General features: G+C 64.7%; 25 protein-coding genes. 12 read left to right on the top strand and 13 right to left on the bottom strand.

The features are described from left to right. Positions 1-3: 3 nt before the first annotated feature. Together EN874_RS00690 and EN874_RS00685 are read left to right on the top strand one after the other, a co-directional pair. Positions 4-1,344, top strand: a complete 1,341-nt coding sequence (locus EN874_RS00690) for a hybrid sensor histidine kinase/response regulator (RefSeq protein ID WP_127428369.1) — start codon at positions 4-6, stop codon at positions 1,342-1,344. A 9-nt stretch (positions 1,345-1,353) separates the two neighbouring features. Further along, positions 1,354-1,800 (top strand): hypothetical protein, encoded by a 447-nt coding sequence (locus tag EN874_RS00685; RefSeq protein WP_127428350.1) that lies wholly within the window; start codon positions 1,354-1,356, stop codon positions 1,798-1,800. Positions 1,801-1,816: 16 nt separating this feature from the next. Here the strand turns inward: EN874_RS00685 and EN874_RS00680 are convergent, their stop codons facing one another. Beyond that, on the bottom strand, positions 1,817-2,497 hold the full coding sequence (locus EN874_RS00680) for a response regulator transcription factor (RefSeq protein ID WP_127428349.1): 681 nt from the start codon (positions 2,495-2,497) through the stop codon (positions 1,817-1,819). 225 nt (positions 2,498-2,722) lie between these two features. Here EN874_RS00680 and EN874_RS00675 point away from each other — a divergent pair, with 225 nt between their 5' ends. Genes EN874_RS00675 through EN874_RS00665 form a run of 3 tightly spaced genes read left to right on the top strand, consistent with a single transcriptional unit; the run spans position 2,723 to position 5,132 of the window. After that, positions 2,723-3,421: a fumarylacetoacetate hydrolase family protein gene (locus EN874_RS00675; RefSeq protein WP_127428348.1), complete on the top strand. Its 699-nt coding sequence runs from the start codon at positions 2,723-2,725 to the stop codon at positions 3,419-3,421. A 4-nt stretch (positions 3,422-3,425) separates the two neighbouring features. Next, positions 3,426-4,076, top strand: coding sequence for a maleylacetoacetate isomerase (gene maiA / locus EN874_RS00670; protein WP_127428347.1), 651 nt, complete (start codon positions 3,426-3,428; stop codon positions 4,074-4,076). 12 nt (positions 4,077-4,088) lie between these two features. Further along, positions 4,089-5,132, top strand: a complete 1,044-nt coding sequence (locus EN874_RS00665) for a zinc-dependent alcohol dehydrogenase family protein (RefSeq protein ID WP_127428346.1) — start codon at positions 4,089-4,091, stop codon at positions 5,130-5,132. 5 nt (positions 5,133-5,137) lie between these two features. On the opposite strand, the gene EN874_RS00660 is transcribed toward EN874_RS00665, so the two are convergent. Continuing rightward, positions 5,138-6,001, bottom strand: a complete 864-nt coding sequence (locus EN874_RS00660) for a DMT family transporter (RefSeq protein WP_127428345.1) — start codon at positions 5,999-6,001, stop codon at positions 5,138-5,140. Between the two features lie 102 nt (positions 6,002-6,103). Here EN874_RS00660 and EN874_RS00655 point away from each other — a divergent pair, with 102 nt between their 5' ends. Next, the gene (locus EN874_RS00655; protein WP_127428344.1) at positions 6,104-7,501 is read left to right on the top strand and encodes a PLP-dependent aminotransferase family protein; all 1,398 of its coding nucleotides are present in this window, start codon (positions 6,104-6,106) and stop codon (positions 7,499-7,501) included. A gap of 18 nt (positions 7,502-7,519) precedes the next feature. On the opposite strand, the gene EN874_RS00650 is transcribed toward EN874_RS00655, so the two are convergent. The 3 genes from EN874_RS00650 to EN874_RS00640 all read right to left on the bottom strand — a co-directional run bounded on the left by EN874_RS00650 (position 7,520) and on the right by EN874_RS00640 (position 9,945). After that, positions 7,520-8,017: a MaoC family dehydratase gene (locus tag EN874_RS00650; protein ID WP_126088743.1), complete on the bottom strand. Its 498-nt coding sequence runs from the start codon at positions 8,015-8,017 to the stop codon at positions 7,520-7,522. Positions 8,018-8,153: 136 nt separating this feature from the next. Further along, entirely contained in the window at positions 8,154-8,582 is a 429-nt protein-coding gene (gene phaP / locus EN874_RS00645) for a TIGR01841 family phasin (protein WP_127428343.1), read from the bottom strand. Positions 8,583-8,649: 67 nt separating this feature from the next. After that, on the bottom strand, positions 8,650-9,945 hold the full coding sequence (locus EN874_RS00640) for a DUF445 domain-containing protein (protein ID WP_127428342.1): 1,296 nt from the start codon (positions 9,943-9,945) through the stop codon (positions 8,650-8,652). A gap of 212 nt (positions 9,946-10,157) precedes the next feature. On the opposite strand from EN874_RS00640, the gene rirA reads away from it, so the two are divergent. Beyond that, positions 10,158-10,619, top strand: coding sequence for an iron-responsive transcriptional regulator RirA (gene rirA / locus EN874_RS00635; RefSeq protein WP_126088740.1), 462 nt, complete (start codon positions 10,158-10,160; stop codon positions 10,617-10,619). Position 10,620: 1 nt separating this feature from the next. Here rirA and EN874_RS00630 read toward each other — a convergent pair whose 3' ends face one another. The 5 genes from EN874_RS00630 to hemP are packed head-to-tail and all read right to left on the bottom strand — an operon-like array spanning position 10,621 to position 14,748. Further along, on the bottom strand, positions 10,621-11,409 hold the full coding sequence (locus EN874_RS00630; RefSeq protein ID WP_127428341.1) for a heme ABC transporter ATP-binding protein: 789 nt from the start codon (positions 11,407-11,409) through the stop codon (positions 10,621-10,623). A gap of 7 nt (positions 11,410-11,416) precedes the next feature. Next, the gene (locus EN874_RS00625) at positions 11,417-12,517 is read right to left on the bottom strand and encodes an iron ABC transporter permease (protein WP_127428340.1); all 1,101 of its coding nucleotides are present in this window, start codon (positions 12,515-12,517) and stop codon (positions 11,417-11,419) included. A gap of 6 nt (positions 12,518-12,523) precedes the next feature. Continuing rightward, positions 12,524-13,417, bottom strand: coding sequence for a hemin ABC transporter substrate-binding protein (locus EN874_RS00620; RefSeq protein ID WP_127428339.1), 894 nt, complete (start codon positions 13,415-13,417; stop codon positions 12,524-12,526). Between the two features lie 11 nt (positions 13,418-13,428). Next, entirely contained in the window at positions 13,429-14,490 is a 1,062-nt protein-coding gene (locus EN874_RS00615) for a hemin-degrading factor (RefSeq protein ID WP_127428368.1), read from the bottom strand. A gap of 51 nt (positions 14,491-14,541) precedes the next feature. Beyond that, positions 14,542-14,748, bottom strand: a complete 207-nt coding sequence (gene hemP / locus EN874_RS00610; protein ID WP_126088735.1) for a hemin uptake protein HemP — start codon at positions 14,746-14,748, stop codon at positions 14,542-14,544. Between the two features lie 257 nt (positions 14,749-15,005). On the opposite strand from hemP, the gene EN874_RS00605 reads away from it, so the two are divergent. The 4 genes from EN874_RS00605 to EN874_RS00590 all read left to right on the top strand — a co-directional run bounded on the left by EN874_RS00605 (position 15,006) and on the right by EN874_RS00590 (position 19,069). Next, positions 15,006-17,144, top strand: coding sequence for a TonB-dependent hemoglobin/transferrin/lactoferrin family receptor (locus EN874_RS00605; RefSeq protein ID WP_245513384.1), 2,139 nt, complete (start codon positions 15,006-15,008; stop codon positions 17,142-17,144). A gap of 5 nt (positions 17,145-17,149) precedes the next feature. Next, positions 17,150-17,590, top strand: coding sequence for a hypothetical protein (locus EN874_RS00600; RefSeq protein ID WP_127428337.1), 441 nt, complete (start codon positions 17,150-17,152; stop codon positions 17,588-17,590). Positions 17,591-17,718: 128 nt separating this feature from the next. Further along, positions 17,719-18,690 (top strand): TonB family protein, encoded by a 972-nt coding sequence (locus EN874_RS00595; protein WP_127428336.1) that lies wholly within the window; start codon positions 17,719-17,721, stop codon positions 18,688-18,690. A gap of 58 nt (positions 18,691-18,748) precedes the next feature. Further along, complete coding sequence (locus EN874_RS00590) at positions 18,749-19,069, top strand: antibiotic biosynthesis monooxygenase (protein WP_127428335.1); 321 nt, start codon at positions 18,749-18,751, stop codon at positions 19,067-19,069. Positions 19,070-19,200: 131 nt separating this feature from the next. Here EN874_RS00590 and putA read toward each other — a convergent pair whose 3' ends face one another. After that, positions 19,201-22,809, bottom strand: coding sequence for a bifunctional proline dehydrogenase/L-glutamate gamma-semialdehyde dehydrogenase PutA (gene putA / locus EN874_RS00585; protein WP_127428334.1), 3,609 nt, complete (start codon positions 22,807-22,809; stop codon positions 19,201-19,203). Between the two features lie 164 nt (positions 22,810-22,973). On the opposite strand from putA, the gene EN874_RS00580 reads away from it, so the two are divergent. After that, positions 22,974-23,426, top strand: coding sequence for an Lrp/AsnC ligand binding domain-containing protein (locus EN874_RS00580; RefSeq protein WP_126088729.1), 453 nt, complete (start codon positions 22,974-22,976; stop codon positions 23,424-23,426). Here the strand turns inward: EN874_RS00580 and EN874_RS00575 are convergent, their stop codons facing one another. Together EN874_RS00575 and EN874_RS00570 are read right to left on the bottom strand one after the other, a co-directional pair. Further along, complete coding sequence (locus EN874_RS00575; RefSeq protein ID WP_127428333.1) at positions 23,427-24,635, bottom strand: cytochrome c peroxidase; 1,209 nt, start codon at positions 24,633-24,635, stop codon at positions 23,427-23,429. A 7-nt stretch (positions 24,636-24,642) separates the two neighbouring features. After that, positions 24,643-25,086 carry a FixH family protein gene (locus EN874_RS00570; RefSeq protein WP_127428332.1) on the bottom strand — a complete coding sequence of 148 codons (444 nt, stop codon included), beginning with the start codon at positions 25,084-25,086 and terminating at the stop codon, positions 24,643-24,645. Positions 25,087-25,239 lie beyond the last annotated feature (153 nt).

Below are 25,239 nucleotides of genomic sequence, written 5' to 3'. Positions count from 1 at the left end.
GCCATGCCGCTCCGCGACATAGACGACCTCGAAAAGCTGAAGAAGATCAACGCCGCGCTCGTCAGCCGCGTCGAGCGCTCGATGGACCAGCAGGGCAATGCCTTCTCGCTGTTCCAGACCGCGATCTCGCTGGAAAACCGGGTGCGCACCCGCACCGAGGAACTGCACGCGACGCTGCGCCGGCTCGAGCGGTCGAACATCGATCTCGTCGCCGCCAAGGAAACGGCGGAACTGGCCAATCTTTCCAAGACAAGGTTCCTCGCCGCCGCCAGCCACGACGTGCTGCAGCCGCTCAACGCCGCGCATCTGTCGGTCTCCGCTCTTGCGGAAGTCCAGACCAGCGAGGAGGGCAAAAAGCTCGTCCGTCAGGTCGAGCGCTCGCTGGAGACGATGGAAGACCTGCTGCGCACCCTGCTCGACATCTCCAAGCTCGACGCCGGCGTGGTGCAGCCGGAGATCGGCGACGTCAGCCTGGAGACGCTTTTTTCCTCGCTCCGCTCGGACTTCCTGCCCGAGGCGGAAAAGAAGGGCCTCTCGCTGAAATTCCGGCCGGTCAATGTCATCGTGCGCTCCGACCGCACCCTGCTGCGCCGCATCCTGCAGAACATCCTCTCCAACGCGCTGCGCTACACCCGCTCCGGCGGCGTGCTGGTCGGCACCAGGCATCGCGGCGACACCATCCGCATCGACGTCGCCGACACCGGCTGCGGTATCCCCGACGACCAGCGCGAGGCGGTGTTCGAGGAATTCCATCGCGGCATCTCCACGCTCGCCGATGGCGGATTGGCGGGAGGGCTGGGCCTGGGCCTCGCCATCGTCCGCCGCATGGCGGCTGCCCTCGGACACCCAGTCACTTTTTCCTCAAAAGTAGGACGCGGCACCATCTTCCACATCGACGTGCCGGTCGGCATGAGCGCCGCGGCTGAGCCGGCGGCGGGCAACGCCGATATGGAAAGGCCGCGCGGCTATGGCCTGTTCGGCACCAAGGTGCTGCTGGTCGAGAACGACGCCGACGTGCTCTCCGCGATGACCTCGCTGCTCGAGCGCTGGCAATGCCTGGTGCGCGCCGCCACCTCGACCGACGACGCGCTTGACCTGGTCGGCGACACTGCCTGGGTGCCCGACATCATCATCGCCGACCAGCACCTGGACGGCGGCGACCTCGGCACAGCAACCATCGCCGAAGTGCGCGACTATCTCGGTCGCCCGGTGCCGGCGCTGATCGTTACGGCAGACGGCTCTGAGCTCGTCGCCAAGGCCGCCCGCGCCGCCGGCATCGAACTGATGCGCAAGCCGCTGAAGCCCGCGCAGCTGCGCGCCCTGCTGGCACATTTGCTGGCTTAGAGACAAGCGATGCGCCTTCTTGATTTTCTTGGAAAGCCAGCATCGCACCTTTTGACATCAGACCCATTTAAGCGTTGGGATTTTGAACGATCAGTCGATGACGACCTTCCAGAGCAAACAGTAAACTTTGAAGCCGGCCGCCAGGGATTTTCATTCACCTGCGACAGCGATGAAACGATAAATACTATATTTATAGAATCTGACGATTTTGACAAATCGCTCATTGAAATTTCCTTTTCAACAAGACGTTGGGAGGTGCAAAACATCCTTGGCCTGCCTTCAAAGAGTGGCAAGCCCCATACCGACCCCATTCTAGGTGAATACGGTCCCTGGGATCGATATGACGAAGAGCGCTATTCGATTCATATCGAATATCAGCCCTACGCGGATAGGATACGAAGGATAACACTTATGCGCACCGACGTGGTGCCAGGCACGTTCAAGCGATCAAACTAAACGGATCCACGCTGCATCAAAACCCCTGATCGCGAAACAGCTCCGTATTGTCCAGCTTCGACACCTCGATCACGGCCTGGGTGCGGCTGTAGACATTGAGCTTGCGCAAAATCTCCGAGACATGCGCCTTGACCGTAGTCTCGCCCACCTGCAGCTCATAGGCGATCTGCTTGTTGAGCATACCCTGGCGCAGCATTTGCAAAACCCTCAGTTGCTGCGGCGTCAGCGTCGCCAGCCGCTGCACCATGTCGGCGCGGTCGGTGCTGTCGGGGTCCGCCGGCTGTCCGCCATAGTTTTCCGGCACATAGACCGCGCCGTCCATCACCGAGCGAATGGCGGCGGCGAGATCGCTTTTCCTTGCCGATTTCGGGATGAAACCCGCGGCGCCGTAGGAAAGCGCCTCGGAGATGATCTTGGGTTCCTCATAGCCCGAAACGATCACCACCGGCAGGCGCGGATAACGGGTCCTGAGCTGCAGCAGCCCTTCGAAGCCGTGCACGTCGGGCATGCTCAAGTCGAGCAGCGCCAGGTCGAATGGCTTTGCGTCGGCGAGAAGCTCGATCGCTTCGGCGATCGAGCGCGCCTCGACCGTGTCGACATCCGGATAGGCCATCTGCACGGCACTGTGCAGCGCCTCGCGAAACAGCGGATGGTCGTCAATGATCAGGAAGCGGGCGCGCTCGTTGACGGCGGTCATTGCATAAGTTCGGGCATTGGTTCGGTTTTTGTCGGGCACAGGATAGTCCCGTGACCATGGTCAGCTTATTGGCAAATAGTATATCGCCCAATGGTACAGGGCCCTATTGGTACAGGGTATTGTCGTTGAAACGACAGGGCCAACCCGTTTGCGGCTATGGAGCCTTGCCCGACCGTCGAAATCGGCCGAATGTGCGGACGATTCATGCCAGACAAGAGACAGCCCATGCCAGACTTCGTCCTTCCGCCGCCCGCGATCGCTTCGGTCGCCGTCGCCGGTTCGACGGAGCGCTTTGCCGTGCGCCGCATTTTCTGCGTCGGCCGTAACTACGCGGCGCATGCGCGCGAACTCGGCAATGACGAGCGCGACCCGCCCTTCTTCTTCACCAAGCCGGCCGACGCCGTCGTCGACAGCGGCGTGGAGATCCCCTACCCGCCTTTGACCGCCAACCTCCACCACGAGATCGAGCTGGTCGTCGCGATCGGCACGGCCGGTTTCCGCATTCCCCGCACCGAGGCGCTCACCCATGTCTGGGGCTATGGCGTCGGCGTCGACTTGACCCGCCGCGACCTGCAGGACCAGGCCAAGAAAGCGGCCCGCCCCTGGGACTGGTCCAAGGCATTCGACCAGTCCGCGCCTTGCAGCCCTCTGCTCCCGGTCGCGAAGTCAGGTCATCCCGAAAAAGGCCGCATCTGGCTCGCGGTCAATGGCGAAACCAGGCAGGATGGCGATCTCGCCGAGCTGATCTGGCCGGTTGCCGATGTCGTCTCGATCTGCAGCGAGGCGGTCGAGCTTCAGCCTGGCGACCTGATCTTCACCGGCACGCCGGCCGGCGTCGGTGCGGTCCAGCCGGGCGACAGGATCACCGGCGGCGTCGACGGCATCGGCGCGATCGAGGTGACGATCGGCCAGCCGAGGCCCTGATCCGATGAGCAACCTCGTCCTTCACAACTACTACCGCTCCTCCACCTCCTACCGGGTGCGGATCGCGCTGGAGATGAAGGGGCTGAGCTACACCTATGTGCCGCATCATTTGCGCCACGGCGAGCATCTCGAGCCCGCCTATCTCGCGGTCAACCCGCAAGGCTTGGTGCCGGCGCTGGTGCTCGACGACGGCACGCTGCTGACGCAGTCGCTGGCGATCATCGAATATCTCGACGAGATCGCGCCCGAGCCGCCGCTGCTGCCCAAAGATGCGCTGGGCCGCGCCCGCGTCAGGATGCTGGCGCAGATGATCGCCTGTGACATCCACCCGGTGAACAATCTGCGCGTGCTCACCTCGCTGCGCAACGTGTTCGGCGCCGGCGACGAGGATGTCGTCAACTGGTTCCGGCACTGGGTGAACGAAGGTTTTCAGCCGCTTGAAAAGATTCTGGCCTCGTCGCCTGAGACCGGCACCTTCTGCCATGGCGATGCGCCCGGGCTGGCTGACATCTGTCTCGCCGCCCAGGTCACCAACAACGCGCGCTTCGGCGTCGACATGGCGCCCTATCCGGTGATCTCGCGCATCCACGCCGCCTGCATGGCGCTGCCGGCCTTCCAGAAGGCCGCGCCCCAGAACCAGATCGATGCCGAATAACAAGGACCTTCCATGAAAGCTGTCGTCTTCGAAAAATTCGGTGAAACGCCGACGATCCAGACCGTGCCCGACCCGAAGCCGGCTGCGGACGGCGTTGTCATCAAGGTCGAGGCGACGGGACTGTGCCGCAGCGACTGGCATGGCTGGATGGGCCATGACGACGGCATCACCCTGCCGCATGTCCCGGGACACGAGCTGGCGGGCGTCGTCGTCGCCGCCGGCAAGCAGGTCAGCCGCTGGAAGGCCGGCGACCGCGTCACCGTTCCGTTTGCTGTCGGCTGCGGCCGCTGCTTTGAGTGCAACTCCGGCAACCATCAGGTCTGCGAGCACCAGACCCAGCCGGGCTTCACCGGCTGGGGCTCGTTCGCCGAATATGTCGGCATCGAGCATGCCGACACCAATCTCGTGCGCTTGCCGGATGAGATGGAGTTCGCCACAGCCGCCAGCCTCGGCTGTCGCTTCGTCACCTCCTTTCGCGCCATCGTCGACCAGGGCCGGGTGACGCCCGGCGAATGGGTGGCGGTGCATGGTTGCGGCGGCGTCGGCCTGTCGGCGATCATGATCGCCAGCGCCATGGGCGCCAATGTCATTGCCATCGACCTGACGGACGAGAAGTTGGAGTTCGCCAGGAAGATCGGCGCCGTAGCGACGATCAACGCCTCGACCACGCCGAATGTGGTCAAGGCTGTCAAGCAGATCACCAACGGCGGCGCACATATGTCGATGGACGCGCTCGGCCACCCGACGACATGCTTTAACTCGATCGCCAATCTGCGACGGCGCGGCCGCCACGTTCAGGTCGGACTGATGCTCGCCGAGCACGCCCGTCCGCAGGTGCCGATGGACAAGGTGATCGCCTTCGAGCTTGAAATCCTCGGCAGCCACGGCATGCAGGCCTACCGCTATTCCGCGATGATGGAGATGATCCGCACCGGCAAGCTGAAGCCCGAGTTATTGGTCGGCAAGAAGATCAGCCTCGAGGAAGCGCCCGCGGCCTTGATGGCGATGGGCGGATTCGAGGGGATCGGCATCGGGGTCGTCACCAAATTCCAGTAGGAGCCTTACTGCGCAAACTTCTTCGCGCCGAACACGCATGCCACGACGCCCAGAGTAACGACCACCATCAGCGAGCTGACTTGCTCGTGCAGCAGCGTCGCCGCCAGCGCCAGGCCGAAGAAGGGCTGCAGAAGCTGCAGCTGTCCGACGGCGGCGATGCCGCCTTGGGCCAGGCCGCGGTACCAGAATACGAAGCCGATCAGCATGCTGAACAGCGAGACATAGGCGAGGCCGATCCACGCGCCCGAACCGATGGCCGCGAAGGATGGCGGCAGCGTCGCGAAGCTCAACGCCAGCATCACCGGCAGCGACAGCGCCAAGGCCCAGCAGATCACTTGCCAGCCGCCGAGCTTGCGCGACAGCTTAGCCCCTTCTGCGTAACCAAGCCCGCAGACGATGATGGCGCCGAGCATCAGGCCGTCGCCGACTGGCGATGCGGTCACGCCTTGCGCCAGGGCAAAGCCGGCGACCAAGGCGCTTCCCAGGCACGAGAACAGCCAGAAGGCCGGGCGCGGACGGTCGCCGCCGCGCAGCACACCGAAGATCGCGGTTGCTAGCGGCAGCAGGCCCACGAAAATGATCGAATGCGCCGAGGTGACATGCTTCAGCGCCAGCGCCGTCAGCAGCGGAAAGCCGACCACAACACCCAGCGCGACGACGACGAGCGAGACCAGATCTCCTCGCTCCGGACGCTTCTCGCGGAACAAAAGCAGCATCGCGATCCCGAGCAGGCCGGCGATTGCCGCCCGGGCCGACGTCAGGAAGGTCGGGTCGAAATCCATCACCGCCACGCGCGTCGCCGGCAGCGACCCGCTGAAGATCAGCACGCCGATGAAGCCACTGAGCCAGCCGTCAAAACTCTTGTCCATCATCCGCTCCGTTTGCATTTCCGTACCGGCGCGGGGCATGGTCTTGCCAGAGACAATGGGGTACAATTATACAAAACTGTAATGGTCTGCAGAGAAGTACAGATGGACACGCCGGACCCGACTCTTGGCGGAACGCTTGTCGAAACGGTGATGGCGGCTATACGGCAGCGGATCGCCGCGCGAATCCTGACGCCGGGCGCGCGCCTGCCGTCGATCCGCGCCTTCGCCGGCGCGATGCAAGTATCGAAATCGACCGTCGTGGAAGCCTATGAGCGGCTTGCGGCGGAAGGCGCGATCCGCTCGCGGCCGGGTTCGGGCTTCTACGCAGCCGGCCCGCTGGCGCCGCTGTCCCTGGCCGAGATCGGCCCGCGGCTCGATCGCGCCGTCGATCCGCTCTGGGTCTCGCGGCAATCACTGGAGGCAACCGACGATATCCTGAAGCCGGGCTGCGGCTGGCTGCCGGCCTCCTGGATGCCGCAGGCCGCCTTGCGCCGGGCATTGCGCGGAGCCGCTAGAGCCGATGACGCGACGCTTGCCGACTACGGCACGCCGCTTGGCCTGCCGGCGCTGCGGCAGTTGCTTGCCCGCCGCCTTGCGGCGCATGGCGTCGAGGCTTCGGCCGACCAGATCATGCTCACCGAATCCGGCACGCAGGCGATCGACCTGTTATGCCGTTTCCTTCTCGAGCCTGGCGATACGGTGCTGGTCGACGATCCCTGCTACTTCAATTTCCACGCGCTGCTTCGCGCCCATCGGGCGAAGGTCGTCGGCGTCCCCATGACGCCGGCCGGACCCGATATCGACCTGTTCGCGCAGGCGCTCGCCGAGCATCGACCGCGCCTCTACATCACCAATTCGGCGCTCCACAACCCGACTGGCGCGGTGCTGTCGCCGGTCGTTGCGCACCGGCTGCTGAAGCTCGCCGACCAATCGGACCTCGCCGTCATCGAGGACGATATCTTCGCCGATTTCGAGCACGCGCCGGCGCCGCGGCTTGCGGCCTTCGACGGCCTCGGCCGAGTCGTCCAGATCGGCTCCTTCTCCAAGACGCTGTCGGCTTCGGTGCGCTGCGGCTTCATCGCCGCGCCCCGCGACCGGATGGAAGGGCTGACCGACCTCAAGATCGCCACCTCTTTCGGCGGCGGGCGGCTCTCCTCGGAACTGGTGCTGACCCTTCTGAAGGACGGCAGCTACCGCAAGCATGTCGAGCAGTTGCGCGCTCGCCTGTCGCGCGCCATGGCCGAGACCGCCGGCAGGTTGAAAGGGATGGGCATCATGCCCTGGATCGACCAGCCGGCCGGCATGTTCCTGTGGTGCCGCCTGCCCGACGGCATCGACGCCGCCGATGTCGCCCGCAATGCGTTGGCGGAAAATGTCGTGCTGGCGCCCGGCAATGCCTTCAGCCTGTCGCACAGCGCCGGCCGCTTCATGCGCTTCAACGTCGCCCAATGCGGGGATAAGCGAATCTTCAGGGTGCTCGAAAAAGCGATGGCAAAGTGAGGGAGCGCGGCCTGCGGCTCAGGTTGCTGCCCGCTTGCGGCGCTCGTACATCATCACCAGCGTCTCGGCGGTCAGCGCCGGCTTCTGCTCGCCTTCGATCTCGACGGTGTTCGCAGCCTTCATCAGGTACTGCCCCGGGCCGCGATCCTCCATGGAGAGCAGCGTCGTGCGCAGCCTGATGCGCGCGCCGGACTTCACCGGCGCCAGGAAACGCACCTTGTCGAAGCCGTAGTTGAAGGCGGCCTGCGTGTTCTCCGGCACGATGCCCATCTCCAGCGCCAGCGCGCCGATGATCGACAGCGTCAGATAGCCATGCGCGATCGTGGTGCGGAACGGGCTCTGCCGTTTCGCACGCTCGGGATCGACATGGATCCATTGATGGTCGCCAGTGCACTCGGCGAACTGGTCGATGCGCTGCTGGTCGACCGTGGTCCAATCCGACACGCCGATCTCCTGGCCTGCCATTGTCCGCAACTGTTCGAAGGTCGGCGGAGTCCTCGGCCGATTTTCCGTCATTCCTGCTTTCCCAGTGGCTTCTGCCAGTCTCCCGACCATGAACCGGCGGCTCCTGTCAATTCGCGGAGGCGCGATTTCGCTCTTGGAGTTGACGGTTTCGCCGCAAGCTGGGAACTCGAGACCACGCGCCGCTGGTTCACTTCTCGTCGTAGCCCGCCCGGATTTCCGCCATCGCATCCTTGATCCTGTCGCGCAGGATCTCGATCGATTCGGTGCCGGATTTGCGGACCAGGTCGGCGACCTCGCCGGCATTCTTCAGCGTCGCCTCGAAGGATTTCCTGGCGAAATCCATCTGCCTTGTCATCAACTCCTGCGGATTGCCTGGGACCTGGTAGTTCCGCGCCATCCGGGTGATTTCGCCGAGCGCCTCCTGCACCATTTCGTGCTGCCTCGACAGAATGGACGACGCGCCGGCGGCGCTTGCCCTCGCCGACTTCTCCAGGGCCTCGAGATTCTTGCGATGATGATCGAGGATCGCCTGCACATCGACCGTCGGCAGCTTCAGGTCGCGGCCGAACCTGCTGAAGATGTCCAGGAAAGAATCGGATTCCGGTTGTCTTGCCATCTCATCGCCTCCCGATCTGCCGCTTTTGCGGCGCCCGTTAGGGAGAATAGTGCGCGCCCGGTCCGCGTCAATTGAGGAGAAACAGCCGCTCGGCCGTATAGAGCACCAAACCGGCCAGGCCGCCGATCACCATGCCGTTGAAGCGGATATATTGCAGGTCCTTGCCGATGTTCGCCTCAATCAGCCGCGTCAGTTGGCCCAGGTCCCAGCGCTTGACCTGGTCGGCGATGAATTTCGACACGCCGCTCTTCTGGTTCTCGACGAACGAGGCGAGCGCGACGACAAAACCCTGGTTCATGTCGGCTCTGATCTGCGCATCGTCGGCCAGATGCCGGCCGACCTCGACGAACATGTTGGCGAGATGCTTGCGGATCATCGAGTTGGGCGCATTGGCGTCCTGCTCGATGAACAGGCGCATGCTTGCCCAGGTATCGCCGGCCAGCGCCCTGACTTCCGGGCGGCTCAGGAAATCGCGCTTCAGCTTCTCGGCACGCCTTGCATATTGCCTGGATGTCCTGAGCCGCTCGATGAAACCGAGCGCGAAATGGTCGAATTCGGCGCGCATGGGATGGTTGGGATCGGTCCGCACCTCCTCGAGCAGCGATCCGGCGGAAGCGACGATCTTCTTCAGGAGATAGGCGTCGGCGCGAAACAGGTTGAAGAGCGACGGCAGTTCCTCGCGGATCTTCTCGCGCATCGTCGCCAGCGCCTTCTCGTCGTTGAGAAAACGCCCGACCACCCTGGCGAACTCGTCGAACAGTTTTTGATGACGGCGATCGTCGGTGAGCGCCGACAGAAGCTCGGCCGCTAAAGGCGCCAGTGGCACTTTCTCGATCTGCTCCAGCATGCGACTGGTGACGAAGTCGCGCAGCCCGGACTGCTCCACGGCGGTGAGGGTCTGAGGCACCAGCCGGGCGACGAATCGCGACAGCCCGGCGGCGCGTTCTGCATCGACCAGCCAGTCGGCGACCAAAGCCGCAAAGTCGACCTCGGCGAGCTTTTCGCGCACCGGCTCCGGCGCGAGGAAATTGGCCTCGATGAAGCGGCCGAGATTGTCGGCGATGCGGTGCTGGTTCTCCGGGATGATGGCGGTGTGCGGGATCGGCAGGCCGAGCGGCCGCCTGAATAGGGCAACGACCGCATACCAGTCGGCGAGCCCGCCGATGGTCGCTGCCTCGGCGAACGCGGCGACGAAGCCGAGCCATGGATGGCTGCCCTCGAAGGATTTGGCGAGCGCGAAGACAAGGATGCACAGGCCAAGCGCCGCGGCGGCGGTGAACTTGGTCCGCCGCAATGCCGAAAGCTTTGCCTGCGCATCGGCGTCGAATCGAACCGGCGTGAGGGCCGGAGCTGACTGTGACATGGAAAGGCCGTTTCCTGTTTGCACCCGCATCTATCTAGGACTTGCGCATGCGAAACGCTCGCCCAAAGCGTGTGGGACATATCGGGTCGCCGATACGCGCCAGCATGCACAAAAAGTTGACACGATTATTCAGCTATGTGGCGGTGCAGTCTGGAATTGTTCCAAACTATGGGCCATATTCGGCCTAAGCTAATGTTTTCGCGAGGACTACCATGCGGCTCACGCGCCAGACCAACTATGCGATGCGCATCCTGATGTATTGTGCCGCGAACACCGACAGGCTGAGCCGAATCCCGGAGATCGCCGCCGCCTATTCCGTGTCGGAGCTGTTCCTGTTCAAGATCCTGCAGCCGCTGGTCGAGGCCGGCCTGGTCGAGACGGTGCGCGGCAGGAATGGTGGCGTCAGGCTCGGGCGCCCGGCCGAGCAGATCAGCCTGTTCGATGTCGTGCGTGTCACTGAAGAGAGCTTCGCCATGGCCGAATGCTTCGAGAACGACGCCGCCGAATGCCCGCTGGTCGACAGCTGCGCCTTGAATTCGGCGCTGCGCGAAGCGCTCAACGCCTTCTTTGCCGTGCTGTCCCGCTACACGATCGCCGACCTCGTCGCCGCGCGCCCGAGCGTGCGCCACCTGCTCGGCATCGACCTCCTGGAGCAGCGCGCTCCCGCCGCATGACCTAGGCCGCCGATTGCGGCAGCACGAACGGCATATTCGCGGCCGGCAGCGCACCGACCTTGAGGCGGCAGTCGAACACTTTTTCAATCAGCTCGTCGTTGAGCACGTCCGTTGGCGAGCCGGTGGCCGCCAGTTGGCCGCCATGCAGCGCGAAAATGCGGTCGGCATACATGGCTGTCAGGTTGAGGTCGTGCAGGATCGCCACCACCCCGCCGCCGCGCCGGGCGAAGTCGCGGGCGATGTTCATGATGATGAGCTGGTGCTTGACGTCGAGGCTGGAGACCGGCTCGTCGAGGAACAGATAACGCGGCCTGCCCTCAAGCACCGGTGCCCAGACCTGACAGAGCACGCGGGCAAGCTGCACGCGCTGCTGCTCGCCGCCGGAAAGCTCCTGGTAGAAACGTCCGGCAGAACCCTCGAGATCGACGCGCGCCAGCGCCCGCTCGGGCAGGCGCGCATCTTCGCCGGGCAGCACCCCGGAACGGCCGCCGATCAGGCCGAGGCGCACGATCTCGCGCACGGTAAAGGGAAAGGAAAGCGAGGTGGATTGGGGCAGCACCGCGCGCAGCGTCGCGGCCTCCACGGGCTTCATGGCGGACAGATCGCGGCCGTTGAGATCGACCGTGCCGGTATAGGAAAGCTCGCCCGTCAGCGCCTTGAGCAGCGTCGTCTTGCCCGAACCGTTCGGCCCGACGATTGCCGTCACTTCGCCCGGCCGCGCCGCGAAGTCGACATGCGAGACGATGCGCTTGCCGCCGATCGTCACCGAGATGTCGCTTGCTTCGATCATCGGCGGCTCACAAATCGACGATGCCGCGCTTGCGCAGCAGGATCCACAGGAAGAACGGCGCGCCGGCCACTGCCGTGACGATGCCGATCGGCAGTTCGGCCGGAGCGACGACGGTGCGGGCGACCGCGTCGGTGAGCAGAAGCAGCGAGGCGCCGAGCAGGGCCGAAGCCGGCAGCAGGTAACGATTGTCCGGACCGATCGCGAGGCGCAGGAGATGCGGCACGACGATGCCGATAAAGCCGATGCCGCCGCTGACCGCGACCGACGCGCCGACCGCCGCCGACACTCCGACGATGGCAGTGTATTTCAGCCGCTGCACCGGAATGCCGAGATGGCCGGCGGTCGCCTCGCCGAGCGCCAGCGCGTTGAGGCCACGCGACAGGAATGGCATCGCGGCCAGCGCCAGCACGATCACCGGGCCGACGGTGCCGATCTTCGGCCATGTCGCGCCGGCGAGCGAGCCGAGTTGCCAGAAGGTCAGGTCGCGCAATTGCCTATCGTCGGCCATGAAGATCAGGATGCCGGTGAGTGCCATCGCAAGGGCGCCGATCGCGAGACCGGCGAGCAGCATCGTGGCGACCGATGTCCGCCCCTGCCGCGTTGCGATGGCGTAAAGCAGCAAGGTCACCGCCAGGCCGCCGAAGAATGCCGCCAGCGGCAAGGCAAGCGTGCCGAGAGCCAAGGTGACAGGGGCAAGCCAGGTCGTGCCAAGAACGATGATCGCCACCGCGCCGAGGCTCGATCCGGCGGAGACGCCGATCAGGCCCGGATCGGCAAGCGGATTGCGGAACAGGCCTTGCATCACCGCGCCGGAGACGGCGAGAGCCGCGCCGATCAGCACGCCGAGCAGGACGCGCGGCATGCGGATGTCATAGACGATCAGCTGGTCGCGGGCCGCGAGCGCCGCATCGGCCGGCACGGCTCCGGTGAGCCAGTCGCGGATGACGCGAACGGCGGACGCGTCGGAGGCGCCAGACGTCAGCGACAGGAACATGGACAGCGCAAGCGCAAGCGATAACAGCAGGATGGCGATCCTTGCCCGAGCCGAGCGGTCGCCTTCGGCTGCCGTCACCCTGCTCGCCGCGCCGGCGATCGACTGTTCGGCCATGACTGTTCAGTCCGTGACCTGATTGCCGTAAAGCGAGACGGCAAGGTCGTGGATGGCCTCGGCCGTGCGCGGCCCGAAGCCGAGCAGATAGCCGCCGTCCATGCTGATCACCTTGCGGGCGGCACCCGCGGGTGTCGAGGCGATCGAGGGATTTGCGAACAGCTCGTCTTCCGAAATCGGCGGACCTGCGTTCTTCATCGTCAGGATCACGTCGGGCCTGGCGGTAACGATCGCCTCGTCGGACATCTGCTTGTAGCCGGAGAAACCTTCGACCGCGTTGACCGCGCCGGCCAGCTTGATGATACCGTCGCCGGCGGTGTCGCTGCCGGCGGCCAGGATCTTGCCGCCCTGCGTCGACAGCACGAACAGGATGCGCTTGCGCTCCTTGATCGAAGCCGTCCGCTTCTCGGCCGACTTCAGCTTCGCGTCCATCTCGGCGGCCAGCGTCTCGGCCTTGGCATCGACGCCGAGCGCCTTGCCGACGGCGCGGATCTTTTCGAGGATGCCTTCACGACTGTAGTGTTCCGGCACTTCGATGAAGGGCACGCTCGACTTCTTCAGCACATCGACCGCTTCCTTCGGGCCACTGCCATGCAGGGCGAGGATTCCAGTCGGGTTGACCGACAGCACCCCCTCCGGCGACAGCGCACGCATGTAGCCCACATCGGGCAGCTTGAGCGCGGCTTGCGGGAATTTGCTGGTCGAATCGCGGGCGACGAGATGCCCCTCTTCGCCAAGCGCGTAGACGATCTCGGTGATGGAGCCGCCGATGGAGGCGATACGCGAGATGTCTGAAAAAACGAGCTTACCGTCATTGGCTTTCGCAGGCAGAACGGCGAAGGCAAGCAGAGCGCCGAGCAACGGCGCCAGCGCCGGGCGGAAACTGAAAACAGCACGCATCGGGTCTTGCCTTATGCAGCGGTCGGGCTGGGGATGCGGGGCAGGTTCTCGGCGAGGAAGCGCCAGTCCTCGCGCTCGCCCTCGCCCTCGTGGCGCTTGCCGAAGAACTGGATGACCATGCTGCCGTTTGCGTCATAGGCCTCGAGCGAGGTGACATGGCCGTCCTTGGTCGGCTTGCGCACCGCCCAGACCTCATGCATGTGGTCGGTCCTCAGATGCAGGTGGAAGGTCTCGTCGAGCACGTTGATCCACGGCCCCATCGGCTTGACCGACTTGATCGGACCGGAATGGATCTGGATGCAGCCGCGATTTCCCACGAAGCACATAATCGGCATCTCGCCTTCCGCGGCGTGGTGGAACATGGCGTTGACGGCATCGTTGTCGAGCAGCCAGGCATAGTCCTGGCCGACCATGCGCACCGCCTCGCGGCGGCTGAGCTTCAGCGTCTTCAGTATGCCGAAGAACTGATGCACGTCGGTCATCCGGCTCCAGCGGTCGCGCAGATCGTCGACGCTGGCAACCGCGCCCTGGTTTTCGTCCTTTCCTTCCGACATGCTTGAGGCGATCGCGACCGCTGGTTCCTGCTTCGACGATTCAAGGCTCGCCACCAGCTTCTGGTAGGCATAGAGGTTCGAGGCCGGTCTTAGATGCACCTTGTGCACGGCCTCGCCGGCCGCGTCGAAGAACTGCAGGCTGCGGCGGATCTCACCCCCGTCACGCTTCTCGACCGCAAAGCCATGCGCCCACGCTTTCGGGAAGATGCGCAGGTCGATGTTGTCGCCGAGCACCATGGCATTGTGGTTGCCGGTGACGACCTTGTCGTAGACGCCGATCTTCTCGTGAACGGCGCTTTCGTTGCGGGTAAGCGCCATCACCTCGCCGACCGCTTCGAGGCCGGTCAGCAGGTCGTTGACGCGCGGCTCGATGCGAACGGCGCCATGGCCGCAATGCGCCGCGACCAGTTCCGCTTCCGAAATGCCGAGTTGAGCCGCGAGATCGCGCTCGCGCATCTTCGGATTGTCTTCCCGCGCCCGCCGGATCTGGTCCGGCGACGGCTTCACGCGCTGGTCCATGTCGTCCACCTGCCCCATCTTTGTCAGCACTGTTCGGCCCGCCGATTGCGCTTACTTATTGAGGATCAGCTTGCCCTGGCGGGTGATCTTCAGGCGGTAGAGCGCGCCGTGATGCTCGATGCCGATCTCGTGCTCGCCCTGGAAAAGCGTGTTGCTGGAGAGCGTGCGCACCGCCATCGGCACCCGGTCGTAGCGCATCTGCGTGTCGTCTGAACGGCGGACGCGATAGCGAAAGTCGTTGGGATTGTGCGTGTTCATCGGTCGGTCCTTCTGCTGTGCCGGCCACCTGGCCAAGCGCTCCGTAAATTGCCGATTCAATTCTTGACTATAATAGTCATGTTTACTAGTCAGTGCATTACCGGACTAAATGAGTCAACATTTAAGACGCCGGACGTGATCAAAAATGCGAGCGAGCCCCGCGCCAGCCAGCATCGAGCCTGAAAAACTGGAGTTGGGGCATGGGGTTGGCGAATTGGGGACGACCGAGTCAGAGGGACCGGTCGATGGCGAAGGGAATGGCCGCGTTACTGGCCGGCGCGGCGGCAATCGCGCTCTGCATGCCGACGGCCAAGGCGCAACAGGGCACTCAGCCGGCGGCAGAACAGCAAACGGATCAACCGAAGAAGACTGACGAGAAGCCAGCAGGCGACTCGACGCTGCTCGACAAGATCCTGGTCATCAGCCGCACCGGCGAGACGGCGATCCAGTCGCTGGCCTCGGCCAGCCATGTCGATAGGGAGCAGCTTGAGCGCCGCATGGCGACCACGCCGAACGAGATGCTGCTTGGCGTTCCCGGCGTCACCGTGCAGGCCGACGCGCGGCGCGTCAGCTCCAGCATCAACATCCGCGGCCTGCAGGATTTCGGCCGCGTCGCGGTGATCGTCGACGGCGCCAGGCAGGATTTCCAGCGTTCCGACCACGGCACGCAATCGACCTTCTATGTCGACCCGGAGCTCATCAAATCGGTCGACGTGATCCGCGGCCCGGTCGCCAACACCTATGGCTCAGGCGCCATCGGCGGCGTCGTCTTCTTCGACACCAAGGACGCCGGGGATTTCCTCAAGCCAGAGGAAAGCTGGGCAGCCTCCGTCACCGGGCGCTATGAAAGCAACGGCAAGGGCTGGACCACCAGCGCCAGCGGCGCCTACCGCTTCAACGAGAACTGGGACGCGCTGGGCAACATCGTCTACCGCGACTACGGCGACTACAAAAATGGCGGCGGCGACACCGTTGCCGGTACCAGCTTCGACGTGCTGAGCGGCCTGCTCAAGACCACCATCCGTCCAAGCGAAAACAGCGAATTGAAGCTGGGCTGGGTCGGCTCGAGCGACGGCTGGACGGAGACGAGCGGCGGCGTCCCAGCGAACGACGTCAACCTCAAGTCGAACACCTTCACCGCCCGCTACAACATCGCCGACGACGCCAAGAGCTGGCTCGATCTCCACATCAACGCCTCCTACAACAAGACAGCTCTCGATCTGTCGACGCTCGTTCCGCAGAACCGGTTCGATCCGGTCACCGGCCTTCCCGTGGTGCTGCCGGCCGGTTCGCTGTCGACCTTCGACGTCGGCACGACCGGCATCGATATCTGGAATACCTCGCGCTTCGAGACCGCAGGCGTCGCGCATGAGCTGACCTATGGCGGCGATTGGGTCGGCGACGACGTCGAGACGGGCGGCACGGCCGGCGGCGACAGCTTCTACACGCCGTCAGGCAAGCGCAACGTTTCGGGCGCCTATGTCCAGGACAAGCTGACCTGGGAATGGCTCGAGGTCATCACCGGCCTGCGCTACGACAGCTACAACCTGAAGGACTCGGATCATAAGACATCCGGCGACCGGCTGTCGCCGCGCATCACCGTCGGCGTCTCGCCCTTCGAAAGCGCCAGTCTCGCCGGCCTGCAGTTCTATGGCACCTATGCGGAAGGCTACCGCTCGCCCTCGCTGACGGAGACGCTGATCAGCGGCAACCATCCGGCGGGCGTCACCTTCCCGTTCCTGCCCAACCCCAATCTCAAGCCTGAAACCGGCAAGACCGTCGAGTTCGGGGTCAACTACAAGCAGGACGACATTTTCGAAGGCGGCGACGCTCTGCGGCTCAAAGCCGCCTACTTCAACAACAATGTCGAAGACTATATCGACGGCGTCACGCTCTCTGCCTTCGACCCCACCAGCGGCTGCCCGTTCGGCCCAGGCATCCCGATCTGCTTCCAGTACCAGAATTTCGCCAAAGCCAAGATCAACGGCTTCGAGATGGAAAGCGTCTACGACGCCGGCTGGGGCTACGCTGGGCTTTCGGCCTCCATCATCAATGGCCACACCATCTCTTATGAAGGCGAGCGGGCCGACCTCGCCACCATCCCCTCTTCCCAGGTGACGGCGCAGCTTGGCTTGCGCTTCCTCGAAGACAAGCTGACGGTTGGCGGCGAAGTGCAATACAACGGCAAGCCCAAGGGCAATCCGGTGGCCAAGGACTATACGCTGGTCAACGCCTTCGCCAGCTACCAGGCGACGGACAACCTCAAGGTCGACCTCCGCGCCGACAACCTGTTCAACGTCAAATACACCAACCCGCTCAACGGCAGCACGACGGCTGTCCTCTACGAACCCGGCATCACGCTGAAGCTGGCGGCGACCATGCGCTTTGGAGGCTGACGACCATGACGAGCTTGACGGCATCGCTTCGTCTCCTGACCTCGACGCTGGCGATGTCGCTCGGCCCGGCGCCGGCGTGGGCCCAATCCGCGCCAGCTCCCATCCTCAGCCTCGAGCTCAACGCCGCTCAACCCTCCGACAAGGGTTGCCGGCTAACCTTCGTCGTCAACAACGCGCTCGGCGCCGACCTCTCAAAGGCGGCTTTCGAGACTGCACTGTTCAACCAAGCGGGCGTCGTTGATCGCCTCACCGTGCTCGACTTCAAGGACCTGCAGGCCGGCAAGACGAAGGTCACGCGCTTCGACCTCTACGGCGCCGATTGCGGAAAGATCGGCCGCGTGCTGATCAACAGCGCGACGGAATGCGCCGGAACCGGCGTCGAGCCTGCTACCTGCATGCGCGGGCTGAAGACCTCAACCAAGACCGGAATCGCATTCGGGGTCTAGAGATGGGATTGCATAGGGCTCTCCGGCGAGATGCCATGGCGTGGCCTGCCACCGGTCCGCCGCGATGACCGGCAACCGATCTTGATTTGACAAGTCCCTATCGCGCGCGGCAGGTCTCGGCGCCAGATATGCAGGACATCGATCACCCCTCCGACGCAGGCAGCGAATTGGCGGTCACGCCGGCCGAGCAGGTTGTGCAGCTACGGCAAACGGCCGGGCGGCGCAAATGGCCGGTGGCCATCATCGCCTCCGGCCTGCTCCATGGCGCCGCGGCGGCGGCGTTTCTGATCGCGCCCGCCGGAACGTTCGACTCCCTAGACGCGATCCAGGCCGAGGGCACTGACCAGTCAGGCGCCGACGCCCAGGGCAGCGCCTTGAATGACGCCGCGTCCGGCGCCCTGGATGTAACCTTGGTGCCGGATCCGCAGCCGGTGAAACCGCGGACCGTCGAGCCGACTCCGCCAGCCGAAGCGCTGCAATCGGCAAGCGAACCGGTGACGCCCCAGCCCAAGCCAGAAACCGCTAAAGAGCCAACCCCCACGCCGGATATCCTGGCGGCCGCCGCACTGCGCCAAGACGATCAGAGTGTTCCCGCGGACAGCGAGCCGACGGCCGCGATTGAACCTCAAAGCGCCGAAGCGGGCCCTGCCGAGCCCGAGCAGCCGCCGGTCCCGGCCGCCGTGCCGAAACCACCAGCCGGATCGGCAGGGTCAGGCCAACCCGTTGAAACGCGCGGCACGGAAACAGCGGATGGCGATGCGCGCGATGCGCCGGTCATCGCCAGCAAGGGCAAGATAAAGGCCGCTGCCGGCAGTGCCCTAGAATCCCGCTACAGCGGCGAAATTCAAAAGAAGCTTGCCCGTGCCAACCGTCGCGTTTCGAAATCGGTCCAGGCCAAGGCTCGCAACAATGCCAGGGTGGTTTTCATCGTCGCAGCGGACGGGAGCATCAGCGACTTGCAGCTCGCCGAAAGCTCAGGATCTCCCGAGCTCGATGAATTCGCCCTGACGCTGGTGCGCAAGCAAGCCCCCTTTCCTCCCATTCCACCCGAGACCGGAAGGTCAAGTTGGCTGTTCAAAGCGCGGATCGGCCCCTTTTAAGGCCCACCGCTGAAGCCGTCTTAAACGTCAGGATTCATCCATTTCGAAAGGAAAACCAATGTACATCGCCATGAACCGCTTCAAGGTCCAGAACGGCTCGGAAGAAACCTTCGAGGACGTCTGGAAAAACCGCGACTCCAGCCTCTCCGACATGAAGGGCTTCAGGGAATTCCATCTGCTGCGCGGCCCGGTCAACGAGACCGAGGGCTACACGCTGTTTGCCTCGCACACCGTCTGGGCCAGCCAGGACGATTTTGTCGCCTGGACGAAGTCGGAGAATTTCCGCGCCGCCCACCGCAACGCCGGCACCTCGAAGGTGCACTATCTCGGCCACCCTCAGTTCGAAGGGTTTTCGGTCGTCGAGGGGCCTGACTTCTAACGCGCAAACCCAATCTCCGCCGACGGTGAGGGTGTGTTGAGATTCAGGTCAGACTGAGCCGAGAATGGTGGTTTCCGAAAGCGCAGGAAGCCGCCGTTCGCAGGCCGGCATAACCTGAATATCAATACACCCTAGGCGGCTGCCAGCAGGCTGGCATTGCCGCCAGCCGCCGTCGTGTCGACGCAGACAGCGCGCTCATGCGCGTAGGCCGCCGGGTTGAGCACCTCGCTGACCAGCGGCACGATCGGCCCGGCGCGCTCGGCGATCACCTTGCGCACGATGCGCGCCGCTTCCGGCGTGCCGGAGAAGGCGACGACGTCGACCTTCAGCGCCCGCGCCTCGACCGGATCCGGACGGCCGTCGATTGCAGCAAGCGGCAGGCCCTTGCCGGTCAGCGCCGACAGCACCGCAGGCGCGCCCGGCGCCACCGCAAGCACCGCATTGCCGGCGGCCAAAGCCTGGATCGTCTGGGAAAGCAGCGTCTCGGCGTCCGGCCCGAGGCAGAGCACCCGGCCGCGCGGCGCCAGCGACAGCGTGTTGGCTTCGCCCGTCGGGCCCGGCAGGTCGACCTGGCCGAAATCGAGGCTGGCCGCTGCCGCGATCGCAGCGGCGCCCTTGCCGCGCAGATGCTTTCTCAGGATCGCCACCCGATCCGGCCGGGTCGACCAGCCGCCCAGCGTCGGATCCGGCAGGTTGTCGGCGAGCTCGGTCGCCGTCACCTTGTGGCCTTCGCCAACTTCCGTGCCGGCCTCCGGTCCCTTGCGGAAGCGGCGCAGATAATGCGGGCCGCCGGCCTTCGGCCCGGTGCCCGACAGCCCTTCGCCACCGAAAGGCTGCGAGCCGACGACGGCGCCGATCTGGTTGCGGTTGACATAGATGTTGCCGGCATGGATGCCGTCGACGAAATGCTGGACGCGGCCCTCGATGCGGGTATGCAGGCCGAAGGTCAGGCCGTAGCCCTTGCGGTTGATGGCGGCGATCACCGCATCGATATCGTCGGCGTCGAAAGTCGCGACATGCAGCACAGGGCCGAACACCTCGCGCTCCATCTCCTCGATGCCTTTGACCCGGAAGACGTGCGGCGCGACGAAGCGGCCGTTCTTCGGCGCTTCCAGCTTGGCGATCAGCCGGCCCTCCAGCCCCTTCTTCGAGCAATAGTCGCTGATCGAGGCCTGCGCCTCTTCATCGATGACCGGGCCGACATCGGTCGAGATAAGCCAGGGATTGCCGACATTGAGCGCCTCCATCGCGCCCTTCAGCATTTCCAGCATCTTCTTCTCGACGTCCTTCTGGACATAGAGCACGCGCAGCGCCGAGCAGCGCTGGCCGGCGCTCTGGAAGGCGGACGCGAGGATGTCGCGCACCGCCTGCTCGGGCAGCGCGGTGGAATCGACGATCATGGCGTTGAGTCCGCCGGTCTCGGCGATCAGCATGGCGTCGGGCGCGGCGGTCTCGGCCAGTTGCTTCTCGATCAGCTTGGCGACTTCCGTCGAGCCGGTGAAGCAGACACCGGCGATGCGCGGATCAGCGGTGAGCGGCGCACCGACTGACGGCCCGTCGCCCGGCAGAAACTGGATGACATCCTCCGGCACACCGGCCTCGCGCAGCATCTCGACGGCACGGAAAGCAATCAGCGGCGTCTGTTCGGCGGGCTTCGCGATCACCGAATTGCCGGTGACCAGCGCCGCGGCGATCTGGCCGGTGAAGATCGCCAGCGGGAAATTCCAGGGCGATATGCAGACGATCGCGCCGCGCGCTTGCGTTCCGGTTTCGGCATTCGCCGCCTCGGCAGCGTAATAGCGCAGGAAGTCGACCGCCTCGCGCACCTCGGCGACGCCGTCGGCCAGCGACTTGCCGGCCTCGCGGGTGGCCAAAGCGAAGAATTCGGCCGCATTGGCCTCGTAAAGATCGGCGGCGCGGTTGAGGATCGCGGCGCGCTCGGCAACCGGGCGCTTCGCCCAGGCCGGTTGCGCATCGGCGGCGATGCGCACGGCGGTCGCCACCTGCTTGGCCGCCGCCTCATGCACCGTGCCGACGACCTCGTCGGGCTTTGCCGGATTGACGATCTGGCGCTGCTTGCCGTAGCCGGCGGCGCGCGTGATCGGCTTGGCATGCCAGCGGTCGGCTCCGGCAAATTCCGCTCTCGCCCTTTCGATGGCTGCGAGCGTCACCGGATCGGTGATGTCGAACCCCTTGGAGTTGCACCGGTTGGCGCCGAAGATCGCTGCCGGGCGCGCGATCGCTGGATTGGCTGCCGGACCTTGGCTTTCCACCGTCGCCAGCGGATCGCGAGCGATCTCCTCCGGCTCGACCTCCTCGTCGGTCAGCTGGTGGACGAAGGAGGAGTTGGCGCCGTTTTCCAGGAGCCGCCGCACCAGATAGGCGAGCAGATCGGAATGGGCACCGACCGGAGCGTAGATGCGGCAGCGCGTCCGTTCAGACTTGCGCACCGTTTCGTGCAGGGATTCGCCCATGCCGTGCAGGCGCTGGAACTCGAAGGAATCGCGGTCCTTTGCCATCGACAGGATGGCCGCCACCGTGTGCGCGTTATGGGTGGCAAATTGCGGGTAGATGCGGTCGGTCATCGACAGCAGTTTTCGCGCACAGGCGAGATAGGACACGTCGGTGTTGGTCTTGCGGGTGAAGACGGGATAGCCGGGCAACCCAAGCGTCTGCGCCCGCTTGATCTCGGTGTCCCAATAAGCGCCCTTCACCAGCCGCACCATGATGTTGCGGTCGTATTTTTTCGCCAGCGCGTAGAGCCAGTCGATGACGAAGGCCGCGCGCGGACCATAGGCCTGGACGACGACGCCAAAACCGTCCCAGCCGGCAAGTTCCGGCTCGGCTAGCACGCGTTCGATGACGTCGAGCGACAGATCGAGCCGGTCGGCCTCCTCGGCATCGATGTTGAGCCCCATGCGCGAATGGCGGGCGGCAAGCGCCAGCGACAAAAGCCGCTCGGCCATCACCGGCAGCATCTTTTCCTTCTGCGCCACCTCGTAGCGCGGATGCAGCGCGGAGAGCTTGACCGAGATGCCGTGGTTGTAGCGGATGTCAGGCCCGTTCGAGCCGGCGTCGAGCGAAGAGATCGCGTCGGCATAGGCCTTGTGATAGCGCAGCGCATCGGCCTCGGTGCGGGCCGCCTCGCCCAGCATGTCGAAGGAATAGAGATAGCCCTTCTGCGTCATCGGACGGCCGCGCTTGACCGCCTCGGCGATCGTGCGGCCGAGCACGAACTGTTCGCCCATTTCGCGCATGGCCGCCGCCACCGCCTTGCGGATGACCGGCTCGCCGAGCCTGCGCACCATGGCGCGCAGCGTGCCTTCGATGCCGCCCTCGCCTTCGTCGAGCACGCGGCCGGTCAACATCAGCGCCCAGGTCGAGGCGTTGACGAAGATTGAGCTCGAGCTGCCCGAATGCGCCGACCAGTCATGCGGCGCGATCTTGTCGGCGATGAGATCGTCCATCGTCTCGGCATCGGGCACGCGCAACAGCGCCTCGGCGAGACACATGAGCGCCACGCCCTCCTTGGTCGAAAGGCCATAGGCCGAGAGAAAGACCTCCATCAGCCGAGGGTCGGTCGAGCCGCGGACCGCGCGCACCAGATCGGCGGCGCGGGCCGAGATCGCCTTGCGCTCCTCCGCCGAAAGCCCGGCCGCCGCGGAGAGGCGCTTCACGGCCTCGTCTTCGTCGGGCAGGTAATTGGCGCGGATCTGCTGGCGGATGGCATCGAGCGGCATGTCGGGTCCATGAAAGCAAGCGTTGGGGAGCGGTCTGGCGGTCACCGGACCGATTGGCGCAAGCTAGCACAGCTGCGAATTTCAGTCGGTCCAAAGAAATCGACAAGATAGTCCGAACGATCTATCATATAGGCCAAACCCTCGTCATTTCGACCGCCATTTCAATGACTGAAGACCAATTGGACCGCATCGACCGCAACATCCTGTCCGCGCTCGGGCGTGACGGCAGGCTTTCCATGTCCGAGCTGGCTTTGAAGGTCGGCCTGTCGAAGACGCCGGTGCAGGCGCGCGTGAAGCGGCTGGAGAAGGACGGCTATATAAGGGGCTATCGCGCCATCATCGACCGCGAACGCATGGGCGAAGGCCATGTCGCCTTCGTGCAGGTGAAGCTTTCCGACACTCGCTCTGCCGCGCTCGACGCCTTCAACCGCGCTGTGCAGGGCGTGCCGGAGATCGAGCAATGCCACATGATGGCGTCGAGCTTCGACTATCTCCTGAAAGTCCGCACCACCGACATTGCCGCCTATCGCCGCGTGCTCGGCGAGCGCATCTCCGCCCTCCCCCACGTGGCGCAGACGTCTACCTTCGTGGCGATGGAAACGGTTAAGGATCGCTAGTTACTCGGCCAGTGTCTTGAGAAACGCCACCAGCGCCGCCCGCTCGCGGTCCGACAGATTGAGCGGGTGGACTTCCGAAACGCCTTCGACGCTGGGCGCTGCCTTCGAATAATGCGCCAACACTTCATCGAGCGAGGAAAACTGCCCCGCATGCATGTAGGGTGCACGCGTGGCAGCTCCCCGCAGCGAGGGCGTCTTGTAGGCGCGCACAAGCTGCTCACCGTCCTTCACCATGAAGCGCAACTCACGGCAGGCGCCGGCGTCCCCGTCGCGGAACTTGCCGAAGCAGTTGAACGGATCGGCCTCGACTTGAGCCACCGCATCGACCCGGCCACGGTCCGGCGGCAGGTCCTTGACTGGCGGCACGCCGGTGTTGTGGAAAGAATTGTCGGTAAAGCGTGGCCCGTTGTGGCAGGTCACGCAATTGGCTTTACCGATGAACAGCTTCAGCCCAAGGATCTCTTCCGGCGAGAACGCCGCGTCACTCTCAGGCTTGGCGCCGGTCGCAAGATCGATGGCAAAGCGGTCGAAGCGTGTCTGCGGCGGCTCGATCGACTGCTCGAAGGCGGCGATCGCCTTGCCGATATTGGCGAAGACGCGGTTGACGTCCTCTTGCTCGCTGGCCGGCATGGCGTTCCACGCCGCCTTCTCGGCCTCGGTGCCAAGCGGGCTGGCATTGGCCGGAACGGCGGAGAGATCGGGTAGTGGTCCGAAGATGCGCTCGTAGCGCTCGCCGAACCGGTTCTTGATGTAGTGCGCGAAGGCGGCGCGATTGCCGGCCTGCTCCAGCGGATTTTCGAGCGGCGTCAGCGCCTGCGCCCAAAGGCTGTCGCGCCGTCCGTCCCAGAAGAACCACGGATCGCGCGCCACGCCGGCCAGCGGCATGGTGCGCCGGTTGGTGCGGCCGACGCCGACGGCCTGCGGCAGGTCGTCCTGGAACTGACGGTCGATCTTGTGGCAGGTCGAGCAGGAAACCGTGCCATCGCGGCTCATGCCGGCATCGAAGAACAGCGTCGATCCGAGCGCCGCCGCGGCCGGCACGTCGGCATACCGGTTCGTGGTATCGGCTTTGAGCGCCGGCAGCGTGTTCAGCGCCAGCGATGCGACGGTCTTCTTCTCGGCGTCGCTGAACTCGGGCTTGCCGCAGCCGCCAAGCAAGCTGAGCGCGACCAGAACGGCGATGCTTGCGACGCGGGCGAGACGCCTCATCGGCCGCTCACAAGACGATGTTGAAGACGACGGAATCGGACCCCGCCGCCGCCGAGATGGCGAAGCGCAGCTGCCACCAGCCGCTCATGGTGAATTTCACGCCGTCGATCCTGTAGCGCCCCTCGCCCAAATAGTCGGTCGCCTGCGGGCTGGTCGGCAGGCCGTGATTGTGCTGCGGCATGCCGCCGGAAACTGTGATCGCGGCACCCTCTACCGGCGCGCCCGCGGCGGTTTTCAGCGTCAGCAGCCAGGACTGCAGCTCGCCGTGCCGGACGACGCCGCGCTCCGGCTCGAAGCTCGCCACAAACAGGCCGCTCGCCGTCTTCTTGGAACGCGACGTGTCGGGTCCCGGCGCCGACTGCGGCGCCGTCAGATAGACGACCGCCAGGATGCCGACCAAAAGGGCGGTCAGACCGAGACCCGCAAGAATGTAACGCCATATCGATGCCAAACCGGTTCCTCTTCGGCTGATAACGTCACGGGCGGCTTGCCGCATCCCGCCCCGCCTGTGGGAAATCGCTTCTGGCGCAAAAATCGGCCTTAGCCAAGCATGGCGCTGCCGGCCGCAAAAAGCTACAGCAACAAACTCTTAGGAGGAAAGCAC

Source organism: Mesorhizobium sp. M1D.F.Ca.ET.231.01.1.1 (assembly GCF_003999155.2).
GTDB lineage: Bacteria > Pseudomonadota > Alphaproteobacteria > Rhizobiales > Rhizobiaceae > Mesorhizobium.
Note: the sequence above shows the minus strand (reverse complement) of the source record. Positions and strands in the feature narration are given on the sequence as shown.